Annotated in this window: 13 protein-coding genes; 8 read left to right on the plus strand and 5 right to left on the minus strand. The window is 40.9% G+C overall.

All coding sequences use genetic code 11. The features are described from left to right. Positions 1 to 74 precede the first annotated feature (74 nt). From B9Y81_RS01645 to B9Y81_RS01680, 8 genes are all read left to right on the plus strand, one after another. Positions 75 to 713: a DUF1847 domain-containing protein gene (locus B9Y81_RS01645; protein ID WP_085535248.1), complete on the plus strand. Its 639-nt coding sequence runs from the start codon at positions 75 to 77 to the stop codon at positions 711 to 713. 540 nt (positions 714 to 1,253) lie between these two features. After that, positions 1,254 to 3,911, plus strand: coding sequence for a magnesium-translocating P-type ATPase (mgtA, locus tag B9Y81_RS01650; RefSeq protein WP_085535249.1), 2,658 nt, complete (start codon positions 1,254 to 1,256; stop codon positions 3,909 to 3,911). A 12-nt stretch (positions 3,912 to 3,923) separates the two neighbouring features. After that, positions 3,924 to 4,625 carry an MgtC/SapB family protein gene (locus tag B9Y81_RS01655; protein WP_085535250.1) on the plus strand — a complete coding sequence of 234 codons (702 nt, stop codon included), beginning with the start codon at positions 3,924 to 3,926 and terminating at the stop codon, positions 4,623 to 4,625. A gap of 48 nt (positions 4,626 to 4,673) precedes the next feature. Then, complete coding sequence (locus tag B9Y81_RS01660; RefSeq protein ID WP_085535251.1) at positions 4,674 to 5,783, plus strand: efflux RND transporter periplasmic adaptor subunit; 1,110 nt, start codon at positions 4,674 to 4,676, stop codon at positions 5,781 to 5,783. A gap of 6 nt (positions 5,784 to 5,789) precedes the next feature. Further along, on the plus strand, positions 5,790 to 8,894 hold the full coding sequence (locus B9Y81_RS01665; RefSeq protein ID WP_085535252.1) for an efflux RND transporter permease subunit: 3,105 nt from the start codon (positions 5,790 to 5,792) through the stop codon (positions 8,892 to 8,894). Further along, on the plus strand, positions 8,891 to 10,141 hold the full coding sequence (locus tag B9Y81_RS01670; RefSeq protein WP_085535253.1) for a TolC family protein: 1,251 nt from the start codon (positions 8,891 to 8,893) through the stop codon (positions 10,139 to 10,141). Before B9Y81_RS01665 ends, B9Y81_RS01670 begins: the two co-directional genes overlap by 4 nt. A gap of 37 nt (positions 10,142 to 10,178) precedes the next feature. Continuing rightward, complete coding sequence (locus B9Y81_RS01675; RefSeq protein ID WP_085535254.1) at positions 10,179 to 10,868, plus strand: response regulator transcription factor; 690 nt, start codon at positions 10,179 to 10,181, stop codon at positions 10,866 to 10,868. Then, positions 10,865 to 12,232, plus strand: a complete 1,368-nt coding sequence (locus B9Y81_RS01680) for a sensor histidine kinase (protein WP_085535255.1) — start codon at positions 10,865 to 10,867, stop codon at positions 12,230 to 12,232. The genes B9Y81_RS01675 and B9Y81_RS01680 overlap by 4 nt, the downstream gene beginning before the upstream one ends. 241 nt (positions 12,233 to 12,473) lie before the next feature. On the opposite strand, the gene B9Y81_RS01685 is transcribed toward B9Y81_RS01680, so the two are convergent. From B9Y81_RS01685 to B9Y81_RS01705, 5 genes are all read right to left on the minus strand, one after another. Next, positions 12,474 to 13,262, minus strand: a complete 789-nt coding sequence (locus B9Y81_RS01685) for a histidine phosphatase family protein (protein ID WP_085535256.1) — start codon at positions 13,260 to 13,262, stop codon at positions 12,474 to 12,476. Positions 13,263 to 13,300: 38 nt separating this feature from the next. Beyond that, the gene (locus B9Y81_RS01690; RefSeq protein WP_085535257.1) at positions 13,301 to 15,619 is read right to left on the minus strand and encodes a TonB-dependent receptor; all 2,319 of its coding nucleotides are present in this window, start codon (positions 15,617 to 15,619) and stop codon (positions 13,301 to 13,303) included. A gap of 70 nt (positions 15,620 to 15,689) precedes the next feature. Then, positions 15,690 to 17,096: an MFS transporter gene (locus B9Y81_RS01695; RefSeq protein ID WP_085535258.1), complete on the minus strand. Its 1,407-nt coding sequence runs from the start codon at positions 17,094 to 17,096 to the stop codon at positions 15,690 to 15,692. Positions 17,097 to 17,352: 256 nt separating this feature from the next. Then, positions 17,353 to 18,555: a Gfo/Idh/MocA family protein gene (locus B9Y81_RS01700; protein WP_085535259.1), complete on the minus strand. Its 1,203-nt coding sequence runs from the start codon at positions 18,553 to 18,555 to the stop codon at positions 17,353 to 17,355. Between the two features lie 21 nt (positions 18,556 to 18,576). Beyond that, a complete protein-coding gene (locus B9Y81_RS01705) occupies positions 18,577 to 19,431 on the minus strand; it encodes a sugar phosphate isomerase/epimerase family protein (RefSeq protein WP_085535260.1) in 855 nt (284 codons plus the stop codon). Positions 19,432 to 19,698: the final 267 nt, after the last annotated feature.

Below are 19,698 nucleotides of genomic sequence, written 5' to 3' on the forward strand. Positions count from 1 at the left end.
TAGCAAATCATAAAAATCAGTGCGGTCTAAACGCCTATACCAAAAAGTTTATTTTGTCTATATTTACATTTATTATGGAAAAGGAGAAAAATATATTGACTTGTGTTGATTGTGGAACGCAAAATTGTAAGTTTAAAGTTCGTTCGTATCCTGAGTTTTGTCCTACTACTAATCTTGATGAAGGTGATTTGGAATGGGCATTGGAACGTTATGACGAAGGGAATAACCACAAGATAATGACCGCAAGTGCCGAAGTTGAATATGAAGGCTACGGTCATCTTACCCGGGTAGAGGAAATTATGGAGTTTGCACGTAAAACCGGAGCTAAGAAAATTGGGATAGCAAATTGTATCGGTCTGATTAAGGAGGCGAGAACTTTCGCAAAGATACTTCGGGCAAACGATTTTGAACCTTATTCGGTAATCTGTAAAGTAGGTGCGGTCGATAAGTCTTCGATTGGTATTGCTAAGGAGTGCGAGAATATTGGTGCCGCAATGTGTAATCCTATTCTTCAGGCAAGGCTGCTCAATAAGATTAAGACTGATTTAAATGTAGTTATCGGTCTTTGTGTAGGGCACGATAGTTTATTTTATAAGTATTCGGATGCGTATGCAACTACCTTAGTGACCAAAGACAGGGTTACAGGACATAATCCTGCAGCGGTATTGTACACAGCAACCTCCTATTACAAGAAGCTCACGCCTAAGGACTAAGTGCCGGTATAAATATTCCAGGAAATAATATTTTGTTGTTTTTTTATCCTGTTTTGAGTTTCTTTCCGGTCTATTTCCTTGTTATAAATCGGCACACCGCTTGTCATTCTGAGCTTGTCGAAGCATCTCACCGCGTCTGACTATTCTTAAACGAAGCTATATGCAGAGATTCCTCCACTTCGGTCGGAATGACAGGGAGGGCAGTCGGCATGAAAAAGAGGACGATTCCTTCTCCTTGTCATGCTGAGTGTAAAAATATTTTTTTTACGCGAAATTAAAATCATGACAGAAAAAATATATCTTTATCGCCTGATAAATAAGATGATATATGGTTATTAAGTATTCCTTCGCCAAGTACTTTGTGCAAAAGAAGCGTTTTTTTCTTTGACTACCCGAAAGCCATGAAGACTTTAAGGCCTTATCTTCTTTTCTAATAGTTTTCTAATAGCTTCCTGTAATTTTCTAATAGTTCTCTAACAGCCTTTGAAATTTGGCCGGGATACCTTTGTCCCAAAATTACAGAACATAACAATTCGTGCTATGAAGCTCTCAAAAAAACTAAAAAAGAAAAATGCAGAATTCGCTTTCAACAGTGAAAAGTTATTTCTTGCTGCATCGCAATCTAAAGAGCAGGTTTATTCATTTCTTAACTCGCGCCGGGAAGGATTATATCCGGCAGAAGCGGCAAGCCGGTTAAAAGAGTTTGGGACTAATGAAATTGTAGTAGAAAATAAGAATAAATGGTTTATCCTTTTAATAAAGGCTTTTATAAATCCGTTTATCGGGATATTGATGTTTTTGGCATTAATCTCTATTGTTTTGGATGTTATTCTGGCAGCTCCCGATGAAAGAGAGTGGGTAACTGTTATTATCATCACAACAATGGTAACGTTAAGCGGCTTGCTTCGTTTTTATCAGGAATGGAAAGCGAACAAAGCAAGTGAGGCTCTAAAGAAAATGGTCAACAATAAAGTGTCTGTCTTTCGTAAAGGTTCAGACTCCATTATCGATATAAACATTGTAGATCTTGTACCGGGAGATGTTATATTTCTTTCGGCAGGAGATATGATTCCGGCAGATGTACGTATTGTTTCGGTAAAGGACTTATTTGTAAGCCAGTCTGCACTGACAGGAGAGTCTGATGCGGTAGAAAAAACACCTTATACTTTAGGAGAACAACCGACTAAAACGGGAAGTGTTATCGAATTGAACAATATAGCCTTTATGGGTTCTAACGTTATAAGCGGATCTGCACGGGCCATCGTGGTTAGCACCGGAAGCAGCACTTATATGGGAACTATTGCTAAGAACATAGTGGGTAAACGCGCACAGACGAGTTTCGACAAAGGCATCAACAATGTAAGTCTGCTGCTGATACGGTTTATGATTGTTATGGTTCCTTTTGTATTCTTCATCAATGGATTTACCAAGGGCGACTGGTTCGAAGCGTTTTTGTTCGCACTATCGGTGGCTGTAGGACTTACTCCTGAGATGCTTCCGATGATAGTTACCTCCAACCTGGCCAAAGGAGCCGTAAAAATGTCGAAACATAAAACGATTGTAAAGAATCTGAACTCTATACAGAACTTCGGAGCGATGAACATTCTTTGTACAGATAAGACCGGCACCTTGACACAAGACAAGATCGTGCTTGAGCGATATCTGGATGTAGACGGTAAAGACAGTGAACGGGTTTTACGTCATGCTTATTTTAACAGCTTCTTTCAGACCGGATTAAAGAACCTTATGGATAAAGCGATCTTAGCCCATTGCAACGAGTTGAATTTTGGAAATTTGGGCGAACAATATAAAAAAGTAGATGAAATACCTTTCGATTTCAACCGCCGCAGAATGTCTGTAGTAGTAGAAGACAGGCAAGGAAAAAAGCAGATTATAACAAAGGGAGCCATAGAGGAAATTTTATCGGTTTGTATGTTTGCTGAAAAAGACGGTATTCCGGTTCAGGTCTCTGATGAAATAAGAAAAGAGCTGCTCGAAATAAGTACAAACCTCAACAAACAAGGAATGAGAGTACTGGGTGTAGCACAGAAAAGTTGGGTCAACAAATCAAATTCCTTTGCTGTAGAAGACGAATCGGAGATGGTGTTGATTGGTTACCTTGCATTCTTAGATCCGCCCAAAGCTTCGGCATCGACAGCTATTAAGGCATTACATGAGCACGGTGTAGAGGTAAAAGTGCTATCAGGAGATAGTGAGCTTATTAACAGAAATGTATGCCGACAGGTAGGACTTAGCGTAGAAAACATTCTTTTAGGACACCAAATAGAAGAGATGAGTAACGAAGAGCTTGAAAAAGCTGCTGTCAAAACGAACGTTTTTGCCAAACTAACGCCTTTACAGAAATCAAAGGTAATAGAAGCTCTTCAAGCACAGAACAATACAGTAGGGTTTCTGGGTGATGGGATAAACGATGCGCCTGCGTTACGTCAGGCGGATATCGGCATCTCGGTGGATACAGCGGTGGACATTGCCAAGGAGTCGGCAGACATTATTTTATTGATGAAAGATTTAATGGTGCTTGAGAAAGGAGTTATCGAAGGACGCAAGATATTCGGCAACATTACCAAATACATTAAAATGACAGCCAGCTCCAACTTTGGAAATATGTTCAGTGTGCTTGGAGCCAGTGCATTCCTTCCGTTTCTTCCTATGTTGCCTATACATATACTTACACAAAATCTTTTGTATGACATTTCGCAGGTTACAATTCCTTTTGACAGTGTTGATAAAGAATACTTGCAAAAGCCAAGAAAATGGGATGCGTCCGATCTGAAACGGTTCATGATATGTATAGGACCGATCAGTTCTATCTTTGATATTCTGACCTATCTGGTGATGTGGTATGTCTTTAAATGTACACTTCCGGAAGATCAATCATTATTCCAGTCGGGATGGTTCATTGAAGGGCTTCTTTCTCAGACACTCATTGTCCACATGATTCGTACCCGCAAGATTCCATTTATACAAAGCCGGGCTTCCTGGCCGGTCATGCTGACTACATTTGCCATTATGGCTATAGGCATAGCCATACCATTTACTGCATTGGGTGCATCCATAAAGCTGACTCCCCTACCCTGGTCGTACTTCCCATGGTTGGTCGGCATACTGTTGGGCTATTGCTTCCTGACGCAATTTGTAAAGAACCTGTATTTAAACAAATTTCATAAATGGTTATAAAAAACAGAGATTATGCTATCATTTATCATCCATATTTCACTGGCTTTATTTTTAGGAATGTGCATCGGACTGGAACGTCAATTTCGCCAACGTTCAACCGGTCTTCGCACCAATACACTTGTAGCCTTGGGTGCTGCCATATTTATGTTCATCGCTTCCCGCATAGGTGGGGATGCTTCCGGACGTATTGCCTCTTACATTATCAGCGGCATCGGTTTTCTTGGTACAGGCGTTATTCTTAAAGACGGCGCTACGGTAAGAGGCCTTAATACAGCAGCCACTTTGTGGTGTACGGCAGCTATCGGTGCTTTCTGCGGACTCGGATATTTTTATGAGCCATTGATAGGAACAACCTTCATCATTGGGGTTCATGTTTTCTTACGTCCTCTTTCGAATAAAATCATGAAAATACGGGCATTTGAAGACAAAGAGTTAGTGGAATATCACTACAAGTTTGTTGCCTGTTGCAAGGAAGATGTGGAAAATCATATCCGGGTACTATTTATCCAATATATCGGCAATAACACTGATTTAATGTTGAAATCATTAAGTAGCCATGATGCCGACAATCCTTCTTCTGCCGTTATAGAAGCCGACATTATCAGCTTCAGCAAACAAGATGCCACCATTGAAAAAATAGCTTCTTTCCTTACGCTGGAAAGTGGTATCTATTCCATAAAATGGGAGATAGATGACATAGACGCCCATACATAAAAAGACCGATTTGCTTTTGCATTTAATATTAATCCTAAAAAAACAAACATGATGAAGAGAAAAACTTTTCAACTACTCCTGTTCGTATCCGTTATCTGCTTTGCAGGCTGCAATAATAAGGAAGCACAATACGAAAACAGCTCATTTGTTGTAAAAGGAGACAGTGTTTTTATTAAAAATGCTGATGTCGTACTTTCACAGATCAAACTGTCTGAAGTCGGAACCAGCCCCTATTCTAAAGAAGTAATAACAGCCGGAACAGTTCAGCCGGTTCCCACACAATTTGCCTATATAGCTCCGCCTTTTGCAGGGCGGGTAGTAAAATCATATATAAGATTAGGACAAAAAGTGCAGGCAAACACGCCTTTATTTGAAATAGTCTCTGCCGACTTTACTACTGCTCAGAAAGAATTCTTTCAGGCAAAATCTGAAAAAGATCTGGCTCAAAAAGAACTAAAACGGAAGGAAGACTTACTGAAAAACGGGGTAGGCTCGCAAAAGGAAATGGAAGAAGCCCTGAGTGTTCTGCAAATAGCCGAAAAGGAATATGAAAATGCATATTCTGCTTTACAGGTTTATCATGTAAATGCGGAGGAAATGACTTTAGGGCAACCGCTTATTATACGCTCTCCGATAGCAGGAGACGTTATAGAAAACAACATTGTAACAGGACAGTATATAAAAGACGATTCCGATCCTATTGCCGTTATTGCCGACTTATCGCAAGTATGGATAAGTGCGCAGGTAAAAGAAAAAGACATCCGGTTTATTCATGAAGATGACAATATGGATATCTACATTGCAGCATATCCCGAAAAATGCCTCAAGGGTACAGTGTTTCATGTTGAAGAAGCTGTAGATGAAGACACCCGGGCTATACGAGTGTTGTCGTTTGTCGATAACAAAGACGAACTACTGAAGATAGGCATGTACACAACAGTGCACTTCTTAGATAAGCCTTCCGATTTTATACAAATACCCGAGACCGCACTTTTACAAGGAGAAAAAGACAGTTATGTATTTGTAGAAAAAGCGCCCGATCTGTTCCTGAAGGTTCCGGTAGAAGTAGAAGCAACCCGCAACGGAACGGCCGTGATCTCCAAAGGACTATCAAATAAAGATATCATTATCAGCGAAGGTGGATACTATTTAAAATAAACAACGATGAAGAAAGATTTAATGCTTACTGTGATACAAAAAAGATGGGTAGTACTGTGCCTGTTTGTATTGCTATGCGTATTCGGATATTACTCCTGGAAACAATTGTCGATAGAGGCTTATCCCGACATTGCCGATGTTACATCGCAAGTGGTAACCCAAGTGCCCGGATTGGCAGCAGAAGAAGTTGAACAGCAAATAACCATCCCCTTGGAACGAGCATTGAACGGTATGCCCGGCATGCATGTAATGCGTAGCAAAAGTACATTCGGGCTGTCAATGATCACCCTGGTTTTTGATGATGGTATAGAAGATTACTGGAGCCGCCAACGTGTGCAGGAACGACTCAACGAAGTAGAACTTCCGTATGGGGCAATCCCCGGACTTGATCCGTTGACTTCTCCTACAGGCGAGATTTACCGTTACATCATAGAAAGCGACAAACACTCCCTGCGCGAACTTACCGATCTGCAAAACTGGGTAATCATACCCCGGATAAAAGAGGTTCCGGGCGTGGCCGACGTTAGCAATTTCGGAGGAATAACCACCCAATACCAGATTGAAATAGATCCGCTTAAATTAGAGCAATACGGTTTGTCGCTCGATGAGGTAATGGAGGCTATCGAAAACAACAACTCCAACGTTGGAGGCAGCATGCTGAACCGGGGAGATTTAGGATATGTTGTACGGGGAATCGGACAGATAACAAGTCTTGAAGATTTAGGCAGAATAGTGGTCAGCTCGGAAAAAGGCGTACCCATCTTTCTGAATGATCTGGGGAAGGTTAAATACGGAAACCTCGAAAGAAAGGGCGTTCAGGGATACTCAGACCGTAGCCGCGAGTATTCGGAAACGGTTGCCGGCATCGTGTTGCTTTTAAAACACGAGAACCCTTCGGTAGTGCTTGAAGGAATCAGTGAGGCTGTTGAAGAACTAAACAGGAATATATTGCCGGAAGGTGTGCATATACATACCTATCTGGACAGAACAGAATTGGTAGACACCACGCTGAATACGGTTTCACGAACACTCCTCGAAGGAATGCTTTTGGTAGTGGTTGTACTTATTCTATTTCTGGGCAGCTGGCGTGGAGCACTGCTTGTGGCATTAACCATTCCTTTTTCGTTGCTTATTGCTTTTATCCTGATGTACTTTACGGATATACCGGCAAATCTGCTTTCTCTGGGTGCAATCGACTTCGGGATAATTGTTGACGGAGCTATTGTGATGATGGAAACCATCCTTAAAAAACGCGAAGATCATCCGAATATACAGCTGGAAGAAGACAACATCGCCAAACGGGTAAAGGAGGTTGCCAAACCGATTGCTTTTGCTACTATCATTATTATCACAGCCTACTTACCCTTATTTGCATTCGAAAGAGTAGAGCGAAAACTGTTTACGCCGATGGCATTTACGGTCGGTTATGCGTTATTAGGGGCACTGTTGGTCGCGTTATTCCTGATACCCGGCATTGGATATGCATTGTATCGGAAGCCAAGAAAAATATATCAGAATAAATGGCTCGAGAAATTAACACTGAAATATGCTGAAACAGTCAATAAGATTCTGGATAAACCTAAGCAAGTAATTGTAGCGGTTGTGGCCATATTTATAGCGGCGATCGGACTTACGACTTATGTCGGAAAAGATTTCCTTCCAACGCTTGACGAAGGTTCTATCTGGCTGCAAGTAAACCTGCCTCCCGGCATAACGGTAGAAAAATCCCGTGAACTATCTGAAACACTCCGTCAGCGCACGATGAAATATCCCGAAATTACTTATGTAGCGGTACAGGCCGGACGCAACGATGACGGAACCGATCCATGGACAGCTTCTCATTTTGAAGTGTCGGTAGGCATCAAGCCTTACAGTGAATGGCCAAGCGGCAAGACGAAAGACGATCTGATTAACGAACTGTCTCGGGAATACGAAAGCATGCCCGGTTTTAAAGTAGGATTCAGTCAACCTATGATAGACGGTGTAATGGATAAAATTGCCGGTGCACACAGTGAGTTGGTAGTAAAAGTGTATGGAAACGATTTCAAAGAAACCCGGCGAATAGCCGAAGATATTCTTGAAACACTTAAAAAGGTAGACGGCGCAGTAGATCTGGATATAGACCAGGAACCACCTCTACCACAGTTGCAAGTGCACATGAACAGGGATGCCATTGCGCGATACGGATTAAACATAGCCGATGTAAGCAATCTGATAGAGGTAGCCATCGGTGGTAAAGCCATATCGCAATTGTACCAGAATGACAGGGTGTATGATATAACCTGCAAGTATATTGAAAGTGCCCGTGACACCCCCGAAAAAATCAAGAACCTGACACTTACATCGTCTACAGGAGCTAAGATTCCGTTGTCGCAAGTGGCAGAGGTAAGGCTGAGCACTGGTGAAAGCACCATTACACGCGAAATGAATAAAAGACACCTGACAGTAAAACTGAATCTGCGGGGGCGTGACTTATCTTCTTTCTTGCAAGATGCACAAACGGCTATTGAGAAAAATGTAAGCTATGATCACGACAAATATCAGGTAAAATGGGGCGGACAATTTGAAAACCAAAACAGAGCCTATTCTCGATTGGCTATTATTGTTCCGTTGGCATTAGCCATTATGTTCATGCTGCTTTATACCGCATTCGGCAAATTCCGTCAGGCAGGATTAGTATTGATGATTGTTCCTTTGGCCTTGTTTGGCGGCATGTTGGCTTTGAATGTAAGAGGAATGACACTCAATGTGTCGTCGGCAGTAGGTTTCATTGCTTTATTCGGTGTGGCTATCCAAAACGGAGTGCTTATGATATCACACATAAACGGATTGCGCAAAAACGGGTTCAGTCTGTTAAAAGCCGTGAAAGACGGAGCGCGCCACCGGTTTCGTCCTATTCTGATGACCGCAACGGTAGCCATACTTGGTTTACTTCCGGCATCATTGGCTACTGGCATCGGTTCGGATGTGCAACGCCCTTTAGCAACAGTTATAGTTTATGGACTGATGTTCTCTACTATCATTACATTATTCGCCCTTCCTGCTTTCTACTATCTGATTGAAAGGAAAGCCGGAAGAGATCAAGAACCCAAAAACAGCGATAAATTATGAAGACTAACAGCAAATATACAACCATACTGATTTTTGTTTTTTTATTGAGTTTTGTATCCTACACAAGGGCACAAGAGTCCATGGAGCAAGCAACTGCAAACTTATCATTTCAGGAATATCTGAATCAGGTAGGGAAAAGCAACCTCAACTATCTGGCCGAAAAATACAATGTAAGCATTGCCGATGCCGAAGTAATTGCCCAAAAGGTTTTGCCCGATCCTGAAGTTACATTCGAAGGGGCAAACGAAAATTTCTCGATGGGACTTGGTTATACCCTTGAGTTAGGTAATAAAAGAGGCGCCCGGGTACGTTTGGCAAAAAGTCAGGCCGATCTGGAGAAACTGGCGCTGGAGTATTACTACCAGGAATTACGCGCCGAAGCGGCCGATTTATACCTGGAAGCCATGCAGCAACGTGAACTTTTAGAGGTAAAGAAGAGTTCTTATGCATATATGCTTGAACTGAGCAATTCGGACAGCATCCGTTTTCGTTTAGGCGAAATCACCGAAATAGATGCACGGCAGTCTAAATTAGAAGCGGCAACCCTCCTGAACGAAGTGTTTGAACAGGAGGCGGCTTATAAGTCGGCATTGGCAACACTTAATCAATATATGGGACAAACAACACTCTCATTGATGAATCTTTCGGGCAAATGGACGAATATAGACCGGGATTATTTATTGCCGGAATTGATTGCAACCGGGTTGACCAATCGGGTAGACTTGTATGCCGCCCGTAAAAACATTGAGGTAGCCGGCAACCAATACAAACTGGTGAAAGCCGAACGAAAAATGGATCTGGGGCTTTCGGTTAGTTACGAAAGAGACTGGCACGGATTTTTACCACCGGCCGGATCGGTAACAGCGGGCGTGTCGATTCCGCTTCAGTTTTCGAACCGGAATAAAGGGGCACTAAAAGCGGCCAATTACAGTATAGAACAAACCAAAGTGCAGAAACAAAATACAGAACTGCAAATTCAGACAGAAATCGCCCAGGCTTTTTTTCTGTTTGAAGCCGCCCGAAAAAAAGCAGAACAATACCGGACAGGCTTATTGGAAGATGCTAAAAAAGTGCTGGACGGGATGGTCTATAAATACCAGAGAGGAGAAAGCGATATAACAGATGTTCTTATCGCGCAGCGCACCTATAATGAAGTGCGCGAACTGTATCTGGAAACAACAAAAGGCTTTGCTTCGTCGTTGGTTGCATTACAAAAAGCGTGTGGTATATGGGATATTGATTTTTAGATTTTAAGTATCTTTGTTTCAATAGAATCTGTGGAATATGAGAAAAATACTTGTTATTGAAGATGAAAAAAGAATAGCCGAACTCTTGGGTAAGGGGTTAACCGAGTTCGGCTTTGAGGTTACCCTTGCATTTGATGGTGATATCGGGAAACGTCTTATCAGCGCAAACTTGTATGATCTGATTATTACAGATATTATTCTTCCACATCACAATGGATTCGAAATCACAAAGTTTGCGAAAGAAAAGTATCCGCATGTGCCTGTAATTATGCTTACAGCCTTGGGAGCTACCGACGATAAACTGGATGGTTTTGATGCAGGAGCAGATGATTATATGGTTAAGCCATTCGATTTAAGAGAACTGAACGCACGTATTAATGTATTATTAAAGAGAAACAACAATCAACCTGAAAACACAATACCGGACGAACTAAAGTACGACGATTTATGTATGCACGTAAACACCCGCACAGTATTCCGGTCGGGCAAAGAGATAAGACTCACCCCGAAAGAATTCAACTTACTGAAGTATCTGATGGAAAACCCGGAAAGGGTATTGCCGCGAGCCGAAATAGCCGAAAGGGTTTGGGACACGCACTTTGACACCGGAACAAATTTCATTGATGTTTACATCAATTACTTACGACGAAAAATAGATAAAGATTTCGACAACAAACTTATCCATACAAATCCCGGAGTTGGGTTTATACTTAAAACAGAAACATGAAAATAAAAACCAAGATAGCACTCCGATACTCGGTGGTAACAGCCGTGCTGATGGCTATTTTCGCAACCGTCATCTACCTGGTAACTGCACATAACCGTGAGGTAGAGTTTTATAAAAACCTCTATCGGGAAGGGGTATCCAAAGCCAGTTTATTTTTTGAGGCTAAAGCCAGTCCCGAAACGATGCACTCTATTTATAAAAATAATATCGAATACATTGATGAGGTAGAAGTCGCTATTTACGACACTGAAATAAACTTGCTTTATCATGATGCCAAAGATATCGACATCGTGAAAGAAACGCCCCAACTGATTCAGAACATTGCGGCAAACAATAAGGATTATACGTTTTATGTAGGTAAATATCAAGCGGTAGGTTTTCTGTTTAACTACAACAACGCTCACTATATTGTAACAGCAGCAGCCTACGACGGCTATGGCTACAGCAAACTTCATAATCTGGTAATTAACCTGATTGCCCTGACCATTATATCTATTATTATTTTATTTATCCTCGGCTATTTTCTTGCTCGAAGGGCATTGCAACCGGTATCCGATATTTCCGGGAAAATGAAAAATATTACAGCCAACAATTTAGACCTACGCATTTCAGGGTATAACGACAACGACGAGTTCGGTGAACTGGCTGCTTCATTCAACAAAAGTCTGGATATAATAGAATCGTCTTTCGAATCGCAGAAAATGTTTGTCAGCAACACATCGCATGAACTGCGTACTCCACTGGCAACATTGGTCGGAGAGATTGATTTCGCCTTGCTGAAAGAGCGTACGGTAGAAGAGTATATCGAAACGCTTCGCAATTCCAAACTCGATGTAACCCGGCTGATAAAACTGGTAAATGGCCTTTTAGACCTGGCAAAAGCCGGTTACAATGAAAATAAAATAGCGATGAGCGAAGTGCGTATTGACGAGATAGTTTTGGATGCTCGCACCTTTGTTTTGAAAGGAAATCCGGCCTATAAGATCGATGTGCAATTTACGCAAGCAAGCGAAGACGACACCGAGCTGACCATGCTGGGAAATGAATATCTACTGAAAACAGCTTTTATAAACTTAATGGAAAACAATTGTAAGTTTTCAGAAAACAAAACCTCTACCGTCCTGATCTTTTCGGAAGGTAACTGTATTCATATCCATTTTTCCGATACGGGGATAGGTATCCACAAGGAAGAATTAAATACTATTTTCAAGCCGTTTTACAGAGGAAAGAACAAGAAATTTATTGACGGAAACGGAATCGGATTGGCGCTTGTAGATAAAGTTATCCGCATTCATAAAAGCAAGATCGAAGTTGATTCTGTTGTAAATTCGGGAACGATTTTTAAGGTCGAAATACCCTGCTGAAAAGTAAGGCGTTTTTTACATTACTATATGTTTAAAAAGATATCCTTTATTTTTCAAAAAATAACCTTTATGTTTGTAAAAATAACCTTTATGTTTTTCAGTATATACAACGATCTGATTTTCAGCAACATAAAAGAGGGGCAAAAAAGCACAAAAAAAAACTCAGGTTCCTCATTACCCATCCGAAAGAAGGGCATGAGAAACCTGAGTTTTCACATTATCTATTATTAAATTTAAGCGATTATTTCGCTTTGCCTTTTTCTACATAACTCATATCGCCAAAAGACTCTAATGTAAACTTTCCGTCTTTGTAGGTTACTTTACATACGGCAGCATTGCCCATGTGACCCGCGTTAGGTTTCTTTCCATAACTATCCAGATCCGAAAGGAAAATTCCGATAGACATACCATGACCTACCATCAATACATTTCCTCCACCGTTCTTTGCTTGTTTCTCCGCAATTTCACGAATAGCCTTTTGTCCTCTTGCTTTTACGGCATCATAAGGTTCGCCAATGCCAAGAGTTTCTAATGCGGCAAAAGCATCCACCATTTTCTTCATTAATGTAGGATCTTTCTCCAGGTCTGCCATCAATTCCGTATACGATTTATAACCAAGGCGAAGTGCAGCATCATTCCACATTCTAGGATTAAACTCCCCTTCATAACTACCGAAACAAGTTTCGCGCATTTGAGGTACTTCTGTAATCATCATTTCGTTTTGTCCTTTTGTATCTAATACGATACGTGCGGTTTGGCGAGCACGACCAAGGTCGCTGGAGTAGGCTGCTTTGAATATAATACCATCGCTTTTCAATCCCTTGCCCAAATATTCCGCAACCTCAATTCCGGCAGGCGTAAGAGGAGTGTCTGCCCAGCCTTGAACACGGTCCATCGTATTCAAAATAGTCTTGCCATGGCGCGTAATATAGAGTGTTACCGTATTATCTTTTGCATCTTTTTTTTGTGCAAAAGTAGTAGGAACAAAAGCTGACAGCATGAAGCCGATTAATAAAATGTAAGTTTTCATGATTATTTTATTTTTAAAGTTATAGATACTAACACATTTTAGAATCTGATTTTAGTTTTAAATTCGATTGTAAACGGACGGATATAGGTTCCTACTAAAGGTTTGTCGTATAGTGCTGTTGCTTGTTCGGCATTCGTGGTGTTTGTTCCCGAAATAGAACCCTGAGCACCGCTTTGGTTCAACAGATTGACAACGCTGATTCCGAAGTCTACATTTTTGTCGTACTTGTAGTTCAAGCCGGCAAAGGTTTCCCATCTTTCTTTAAAGATCAGTGTGTTGGGATAGTTCGCGTATTCTTTGCTAAAGTAGCGCGCGCTTCCCCAGATTCTGAATTTTCCGAACGTATAGCTTGGGTCGATTTCAATCAATGTTTTTGATACGCTACGTGCCACATTGTCGTTGTTGTTAACCTCTTGTCCCCAGCTGGTTGTAAACTCATAGTTCTTGTATTTAGGGTTTTGGAGGGTAAGCAACATGTGTAAGTCGAAGCCTTTGAATGGGCGGAACAACACGTCGGAAGTCCAACCGATTGTACTTACATCGTAGCTGATTGTTTTCTTATCTACCGCTCCGGTTACCGGATCGTTGAACGTTGAGTTGTTCTTGAAGTTTGTGCGTTTGATAGAGGTTACTTTAGAAACAAGACTAAGCATCGGGTGATTGAAATAAACTCCGGCTGCAAATCCAGGTATCTCACATTTGTCTATTTGAGGGTCGTCAGCACCTGCGTACATGCTTAATTTTCCGGCTTGTTGCAAATAATAAGCGTCGGCAAGGAATCCGAAATTCTGGAATGCTTTCCATGTTGCATTTGCTGTTACGCTAAAGTTGAACCAATCCTTCTTTACATCGGATGTTTTGCCCGAAACCCAGTTTGTTCCACCGGCTTTTCTGTCCTCTGCCGAATACCAGTCGCCATCAATGCGTTGCCACTCCAAACGAGTACCGGCGTCTACCGTAAACCTGTCGTTGATTTTCCACTTTTCGGTAGCTACTGCTGCCATTTTGTTTTCAAATCCGTTATAATACTGCATAGCACCATTGTGTTTGCTATTACCACTTTTGTCGGTTTTACGTACCCACTGTCCGTTACCATCGGCATCCATGGTCCATTCATCGTACACCAAAGAACGCGGATTGGGCGCTACATCAAACTGATAAGAATAGGTAGCCGAAGTTGCTTTATCTACATTGTAATACCAATTGTGCAAGCCTACCATCCAATGATGATTCTCTGTTTTCTTACTTAATTCCACACGTGCCATCACGGTGTTTTTCTTTGATTTCGGCGAGAAGATCATCATGCCGTTTTGTACATATCCTTCGTATGGAGCGTTGGGGCTGTCGGCATAATAGTATCTTTTATTTCCTGCCTTCAAGTCTGCCTCCGCCGCATTCGGATCTACGCTGGAAGTGATTGCCGTTAAGTATGGATTGTATAGTCCTGAATTAGAATACTGATAGCGGAATGTATAATCCAATATCATGCCATTACCTATTTGCTGATCACCCAAAATATCGACTACGTGTGATGTGCTTCCTCCATCTTTCATGGCATCCCAAGCCACGGCTTCACCTGTCAAAGGATCGATTGCGTTAATCATCCCTGATTGTTCAAGGTACGAATCACGTCCGATACGGAAGCCCGGAAGTCTTGACACGCTACCGTCTTTATGATAGATATACGGACTTTGTTTGGCGTTGATGGATTCACTGTTTGCAAATTTGTACTGAATACCGATTTGTCCGGTTTCATACTTCTTATTCAGAAAGCCCTTGTAGATTTGCGTTTTATCTAAAAACGTAGAAATATTCGAACGGAAAGTTCCCGGGTCCATATTTAAAAAGGCAGTAGCCGAATAGTACCATCCGTTCTTCAACGGACCGCTTATATTAACATCACCTCTTAATAACCCAAAAGAGTTGGTGGTGAAACCGGCCGCGCCTTTCACAGTTTCTGTACCTCTATTGGTCCATGTGCTTACCGACACGCCAATGTCGCTGGCAAGCAAAGCCGTTTCGGATACATTCAGCACCTGAAATTTAGACACGCCGTTATCTTGTCTCCACACAGCAGTAGGCATCTGCCCCATAAAGTCATAAACCACCGGCAGTCCATTTTCCAACACAACCGTTCCGCCCACACTGGCAGGTAAACCAATATTTACAGCCCGGGGACCATTATCAGCCGATGCGTTTAGCATCACATTGGCAGTTCCTCCTGCCTTTTGAGCAACTTTTGCGGTGTCACTCTTTGCTGTCTCTGTGTTCTTCGTATTCGTCTGAGCCACCACAGTGGATGTGCCGAGAAATACCAAAAGACTTGTTGCAAGAATAGATAGTTTTCTCTGTTTCATAGGTTTTAAAATATTAAAATAGTTATTAGTTCATTAAGAATTATATTTTGCCATGCGGCGATCTTAGGTGCTACAAGTATGTCGGAAGCATTTTTTCGGCCTCTGCTTCAGACAACTCACCGTTATTGACCTCAGACATAATTTTCACATGTTTATCCCTCAATTTGTAGAAAAAAACAAGAATAATCAGGGTGATAAATGCCCCAACCGCAGGGAAAATATTATACGTTAACCATATTGTATCTACCACTTCCTGGGGTTGTACAATTGTTTCTTGTGCCAAATTGGAAGAAATATATCCGGCAGCAGAAAGGGTGAACATGACCAATGAAGACGCAATAGCCGTAAACATTTTCTGCGTGAATGTTTGAAGAGCAAAAGATATACCCTCCGCGTGAATCTTGGTTTTATAGACTCCGTATATGGTAACATCAGCTACAAAAGTATAGATCAATATCATTGTAAATCCAAAGCACATTCCTTTCATAATGTTCAGCATATAGTACACTGTCAAATCCTGATAACCGGCAAAATACATAACAATATTGGCCACAACAGTAACGACATAACTACCTATAAATATGTAAAACTTATCAAAGTATTTGCACAGTATCATCACTACGGGAACTGCCGCTACCATAGCTCCATAGAAAGAAAACATGTTATATTTGATTGCGCTTTCACCTTCCAGGCATTGTATTGAAACATAATTCATACACGACAGCACCGAATTGTTTGTTGAACCAAGAATCAATGCTAACAAAAAGATAAGTAAATACTTATTTGTTTTTAAATACTGAATAATATCCCTCATATTAAAAGTCGAATCCGAACTTACAGAAAACCGCTCTTTTCCCTTATAACCAATAGGGAGCATAGAGAAAAAAGCCAAGACAGAAAGCACAATTACTCCTGTTCCATAGCTGGTTTGTTTTGTTAGTTCGGGTAAAAAGTAAGCAGCGCCAAGCATGGCAAGCAGGGCGCCAAGTCTTCCTAACGAAATTAAACTGGTACGTTCTTTTACGCTATTCGTAATGGCCATTGAGAGTCCGGCTATCGGCGCATCACAAATGGTATAGGCGGTTCCCCAAAGCAAATGAGCAATAGCTACCCAAGCAACCTTGACTCCGTAAGAAAGATTATTGGGAATCACAAACATCAACACAGTCAGTGCAGGGATTAAATAGGCCGACAGCCTGATCCATGGAATGAATTTCCCGTGCTTTAAATTAGCCCTGTCCATAATCACGCCAAAGAACGGATCAAGAATAGCATCCCATATACGTACAAAAAGAAAAATAGTAGCCACTGCTGCTGCTGTAATACCCACTACATCCGTCAGGTAGGTTTGCAGCATCATAATGACTATGAAATAGGAAATATTCTGCCCCCAGAAGTAAGAGCTATAAAAAAATCTTTCGGACACACTCGTCACCTTGGACGATTGTAACGCAGCATTTTGTATTGCTTTATCCATAGTATGTAGCTTTTCAGGTATAGATAATTAACCATCACTAACTGAATTTCGAATCAATTAGCAAAAAAGGGTTTTTCAATGATTATTATTATTTTAAGGTCTCACTGCTTTGCTTATAAATTCACCTATTCTTTCAAATCCGACAATGACCAACTTTGATTTTACGGTTTGTCACTGCTATTCAGTTTTAAGTTTAAGCATTTAAAAAAAAGACATGTATTCGTCTCTTATCGAAACAAACACATGTCTAAACAATTTAATCATCCAATGAATTTTCTTGTGCTGTGCCAATCTCAACACCCGTTCTTCTCATTTTAGGACGCTCTACTTGCGATTGCATAATATAGGTAACGCCGGTTTTTGCACTTTCCAGCATTCCATGGATTATCTCCATCGCGTGCAATCCTAAGCTATGATGTACTCTGGGTTTACGATTGTTTTTTATCGCATAAGCCATATCCGCTACGCCTAAACCTCTGTTGTTATCACAATAGCCATGCAGTATCGGCAACTCAACGCTATCCGGAGCAGGTCTGTAGCCTGTTTCTTTCAACATACCAATCTGTTTTTCCTCGTCTGCAATAGCTCCCGGTCTTTGCAAAACAATAGACCCGCTAAAGAAATTAGGATGAAACAATTTCAGATTTCCTTCTGTACCTTGTACTGTAAAACTATCATAGACAGCCGAGTCTGAGGATACCAAGAATGTACCTAATACGCCGGACTCAAACTCAAGAATACCGGACAACGACGTTGGAGTGTTCACCAGATACGCTTCTCCATATTTAGGATGATGCGGATTCACATACTTACGGGTAGGATCAATATTTCCACCAAAACCACTTACCCGTTTAACACGTCCAAACAAGTTGATCATATTGTGTAGATAGTAACCACCTAAGTCGTAAGGAAGTCCGCCTCCGGGATGTAAGGGAAAGAAGAAATTATCTGCACCGATATCAAAAGTAGCAGTCACAGGCTGATACGAACAGGTGATCACTGCGTTTACGCTTATTGGCTTACCAACCACACCATCATCAACATATTTGCGAACAGACTGCCAGCCACCTCCAAGGAATGTATCCGGAGCAGAACCAAACATCAGCTTTTTCTCTTCCGCAAGTTTGCACAGTTCTTCAGCTTCCGGATAGTCTACTGTCATCATTTTTTCTACCACACAATGCTTTCCGGCATTCAATATATCTTTACACACTTCGAAATGAGACTGAGGTGTTGTCAGATTGATCACTAAGTCAATTGATTTGTCTGCCAGTATTTCCGCGTTGGTCATTTTTTTAAGACCAAACTCATCGGCTCTTTTTTGCGCCCGATCGTCAATTAAGTCAGCACAAGCTACCAGATCAAGGATCGCAAATTTTTCTTTAATATTGGTCATATAAATGTGGCTAATAGTACCACAACCAATAATAGCAACTTTCAAAGGTTTTAATTCATTCATAGCTTTTCTACTTTAAAACAATTACCACTCAATCCCATTAAACTTTTTAAAGCTCTCCATGCTTACTTTCAAACTCTCCAACTCACCAAGTTTAGAGAAATCCTGTTCCAAAATGATATACTCCACATCACAGTGTTCCGTGGCCGTATTTATAATGCCCTGAATGTTCAAAATACCATGTCCTATTTCCGTAAATGTATCGTCAGAAACAACACTTTCGAAATACGTTAAGTCAACAACCGGCGCGTTTTTGTGAACTGCCTCTATCAGATTGAACTGATCTTTATATTGTGCAGGGAAATCTTTTTGATGCAACAGGCGAATACGTTTTCCATACTTTTTCATGAACGAAGCAATATCTTGTCCTCCACGCAATGCCCAGTAACTGTCAAGCTCGATCTTCAGGTTTTGAGGATCGGTATTTTCCATAATCATTTCGTAAATTGTTTTCCCTCCAAATTCCTGGAACTCGTGAAAATGATTATGATATACGAATTCAATTCCCGCTTCTCTACATTTAGCGCCTACATTATTCAATATTTCGGATTTTCTTAGCACCTCATCTCTATCAGCATAAAAATCCATAGGCATCACTAAAAATTTAGTTCCTATCTGAGCGTGGTAAGCCAGGATAGCGTCCATAGTTTCGGCTCTGAATGGAAAAACGTGTCCACTAATGACCTTCGCGCCGCATTCTTGCAAGGTTTTATTAATTTCTTCAGCACTTACGTTAAATCCCACTCCCGGATCCACTTCTGCATTGTGGTTTGCGATTTCGATATTTTTGTATCCAATTTCAGCAACCTCTTTCAATGTTCCGATAGGATCATTTGCCATACTGTTTCGTACAGAATAAAGTTGTATTCCTACTTTCATGATAAATTAAATTTAAATGATAACACAGTTTTGATGTACAATAACATTCGTAATCTCGGACAATCTAAAACCGCATAAACATTGTTGATATTAAACAAATATTTAATTATTGTATTAATTTTGGAAAATTCAAATCGATCGTTTTTGCTTCCTTACTACATTTGCAAATATAGAGGAGGCGATCAATTTGTTTGTGTTCAATATTAATCGAAGAATGTTCAAATTCAATGAATTTGCATTTTAAGTAAGATAAAAGCGCAGAAACAA

The sequence above is a fragment of the Massilibacteroides vaginae genome (assembly GCF_900178525.1).
Lineage (GTDB): Bacteria > Bacteroidota > Bacteroidia > Bacteroidales > Tannerellaceae > Massilibacteroides > Massilibacteroides vaginae.